General features: G+C 58.4%; 2 rRNA genes. Both read left to right on the plus strand.

Features of this window, described 5'->3' with window-relative positions:
• Positions 1-35: 35 nt before the first annotated feature.
• Positions 36-2,967 (plus strand): 23S ribosomal RNA (locus ACTRXI_RS16230).
• A 65-nt stretch (positions 2,968-3,032) separates the two neighbouring features.
• A 5S ribosomal RNA gene (gene rrf / locus ACTRXI_RS16235) occupies positions 3,033-3,117 on the plus strand; the annotation flags it as partial.

Below are 3,117 nucleotides of genomic sequence, written 5' to 3' on the forward strand. Positions count from 1 at the left end.
GGCGGCCGCGTCGAAGAATCAACCGCGTATCGAGTGGTTAAGAAGAAAAGGGCGCACGGTGGATGCCTTGGCACTAGGAGCCGAAGAAGGACGCGACGAACGGCGAAACGCTCCGGGGAGCTGTACGTAAGCTACGATCCGGAGATGTCCGAATGGGGGAACCCGCCTTCCGTCATGGGAAGGCGTCCGGCCGCTGAACACATAGGCGCCGGACGGTAGACCCGGGGAACTGAAACATCTCAGTACCCGGAGGAAGAGAAAGCAAACGCGATTTCCCGAGTAGCGGCGAGCGAAACGGAATCAGCCCAAACCGGGATGCTTGCATCCCGGGGTTGTAGGACCCCCGCACGGCAGGCGGGGAGGATAGGCGAAGCGGCCTGGAAAGGCCCGCCAGAGACGGTAACAGCCCGGTAGCCGACATCCTCCCCCCGCCGGGGGTATCCTGAGTACGACGGGACACGAGAAATCCCGTCGGAAGCTGGGAGGACCATCTCCCAAGGCTAAATACTCCCTAGTGACCGATAGTGAACCAGTACCGTGAGGGAAAGGTGAAAAGCACCCCGGAAGGGGAGTGAAACAGATCCTGAAACCGTGTGCCTACAAGAAGTCGGAGCCCGTTAAGGGGTGACGGCGTGCCTTTTGTAGAATGAACCGGCGAGTTACGCTCGTCTGCAAGGTTAAGCCGCAAAGGCGGAGCCGCAGCGAAAGCGAGTCTGAAGAGGGCGATGCAGTAGGCGGGCGTAGACCCGAAACCAGGTGATCTACCCATGACCAGGGTGAAGGCCAGGTAACACTGGCTGGAGGCCCGAACCCACGCAAGTTGAAAATTGCGGGGATGAGTCGTGGGTAGCGGTGAAATGCCAATCGAACCTGGAGATAGCTGGTTCTCCCCGAAATAGCTTTAGGGCTAGCCTCGGGTATGAGAGTCCTGGAGGTAGAGCACTGATTGGACGAGGGGTCCTTCCCGGATTACCGAATTCAGTCAAACTCCGAATGCCAGCGACTTGCTGCCCGGGAGTCAGACGGCGAGTGCTAAGATCCGTCGTCGAGAGGGAAACAGCCCAGACCACCGGCTAAGGTCCCTAAGTCTGCGTTAAGTGGAAAAGGATGTGGAGTTGCTTAGACAACTAGGATGTTGGCTTAGAAGCAGCCATCATTGAAAGAGTGCGTAATAGCTCACTAGTCGAGTGACTCTGCGCCGACAATGTACCGGGGCTAAACGCAGCACCGAAGCCGTGGACTCTCCCGCATGGGAGAGATGGTAGGGGAGCGTTCCAGGGGCACAGAAGCCGGACCGTGAGGACCGGTGGAGCGCCTGGAAGTGAGAATGCCGGTATGAGTAGCGAAAAGAAGGGTGAGAATCCCTTCCGTCGAAAACCCAAGGTTTCCTGAGGAAGGCTCGTCCGCTCAGGGTTAGTCGGGTCCTAAGCCGAGGCCGAAAGGCGTAGGCGATGGAAAACAGGTTGATATTCCTGTACCACCTCCGTTCCATTTGAGTGATGGGGGGACGCAGGCAGGCACGGCCGCGCGCTGTTGGACATGCGCGTTGAAGCTGGCAAGGCCGGGGGAGCGGCAAATCCCTCCCCCATACGGCCAAGCGGTGACCAGGAGGGCCCTACGGGGCCCGAAGGGCCGGCACCTACCCTGCCAAGAAAAGCCTCTAGCGAGGAACGTGGTGCCCGTACCGTAAACCGACACAGGTAGGTGGGATGAGTATTCTAAGACGCGCGGGAAAACTCTCGTTAAGGAACTCGGCAAAAGGACCCCGTAACTTCGGGAGAAGGGGTGCTCCCCGGGGTGAATAGCCCCAGGGAGCCGCAGTGAAAGGGCCCAAGCGACTGTTTATCAAAAACACAGGTCTCTGCGAAGCCGTAAGGCGAAGTATAGGGGCTGACACCTGCCCGGTGCTGGAAGGTTAAGAGGAGGCGTTATCCCCTTCGGGGGAGAAGCGCCGAATTGAAGCCCCAGTAAACGGCGGCCGTAACTATAACGGTCCTAAGGTAGCGAAATTCCTTGTCGGGTAAGTTCCGACCCGCACGAAAGGTGCAACGACTTGGGCACTGTCTCAACGAGAGACCCGGTGAAATTATAATACCTGTGAAGATGCAGGTTCCCCGCGACAGGACGGAAAGACCCCATGGAGCTTTACTGTAGCTTGACATTGGATGTGGGTACCACTTGTACAGGATAGGTAGGAGCCATCGAATCCGGACCGCCAGGTTCGGAGGAGGCGCTGGTGGGATACTACCCTGGTGGTATCGACATTCTAACCGCAGGCCGTGATCCGGCCTCGGGACCGTGTCAGGTGGGCAGTTTGACTGGGGCGGTCGCCTCCCAAACAGTAACGGAGGCGCCCAATGGTTCCCTCAGAATGGTCGGACATCATTCGCAGAGTGCAAAGGCACAAGGGAGCTTGACTGCGAGACTTACAAGTCGAGCAGGGACGAAAGTCGGGCTTAGTGATCCGGCGGCACCGCATGGAAGGGCCGTCGCTCAACGGATAAAAGCTACCCTGGGGATAACAGGCTAATCTCTCCCAAGAGTTCACATCGACGGGGAGGTTTGGCACCTCGATGTCGGCTCATCGCATCCTGGGGCTGAAGTAGGTCCCAAGGGTTGGGCTGTTCGCCCATTAAAGCGGTACGCGAGCTGGGTTCAGAACGTCGTGAGACAGTTCGGTCCCTATCCGTCGCGGGCGCAGGAAAGGTGAAAGGAGCTGTCCTTAGTACGAGAGGACCGGGATGGACACACCGCTGGTGTACCAGTTGTTCCGCCAGGAGCACTGCTGGGTAGCTACGTGTGGACGGGATAAGTGCTGAAAGCATCTAAGCATGAAGCCCCCCTTAAGATGACCTTTCCCCTCTACGGAGATAAGACCCCTTGGAGATGACGAGGTAGATAGGTCCGGCGTGGACGCATGGCGACATGTGCAGCGGACGGATACTAATCGGTCGAAGTCTTATCCACGCACAGCACGATACGCGGCGGTGGCTGCGGTCTCGGTATTTGGTTGTCAGGGCCCGACGGGCCAGTCCGGTGGCAACAGCGAAGAGGATCCACCCGTTCCCATGCCGAACACGGAAGTTAAGCTCTTCAGCGTTGATGATAGCCGGGGGT

This window comes from Marinococcus sp. LNHM4E3-1, assembly GCF_056034405.1.